Annotated in this window: 1 pseudogene; it reads right to left on the bottom strand. The window is 62.2% G+C overall.

What is annotated here, in order from left to right:
* Positions 1-592 (bottom strand): annotated as a pseudogene (locus tag AC1DVA_RS29000) (M20/M25/M40 family metallo-hydrolase); the annotation flags it as partial.

The following is a 592-nucleotide window of genomic DNA, read 5'->3' as shown; positions in this document are numbered from 1 at the left end:
GTCGTGCGGCTTCAATTGCGGCGGCAAAGTCGGAGTGGTCGCCCAGTGTCGTTACATGGGTGGCGGGATAAACGAGGCTACTGAGGCCGTAGATAACGGCGGGGCCGACCAGACCGGCTTCCGTGATCATCGCACCGACCACCGCACGGGTTTGAGCCAAGGGATCGTCTGAGTCGATCCAGGTTTGCTCCACATTTCGAACCCTGGACAAGGCATCGGCGCCGCCAACGTGTTCGACCCTCCGCCGCAGCTCCGCGACCGAAACGAACGAGGCACTCGGCACCGGCGGAGTTTCGTGCATTGCGAGCATCGCTGCATAGCTACGTGCCCGGCAATTGAAACTCTCGATCGCGTCGGCAGCGGCGATGCGAACGTTTTGTTCGAAGAGGCCGAGGAGTTCCACCGCAGTCCAACTATGAGAAAGCCAGTTGAAACCGAGCCAGACTCGCTCCGGCGTCGTGACCTCGTAACCCCCGCGCAAATCCTTGGCCTCAAGGCAGATCGGTGGCGGGGACACTTCCCCGTCGGCCCTGTCGCAAAGCGTGGGGTTCGCCTCCACGGCCTTGACGATCGCGGAAGCGATCAACTGAGC

The organism is Allobosea sp. P4_C6 (genome assembly GCF_056402015.1).
Note: the sequence above shows the minus strand (reverse complement) of the source record. Positions and strands in the feature narration are given on the sequence as shown.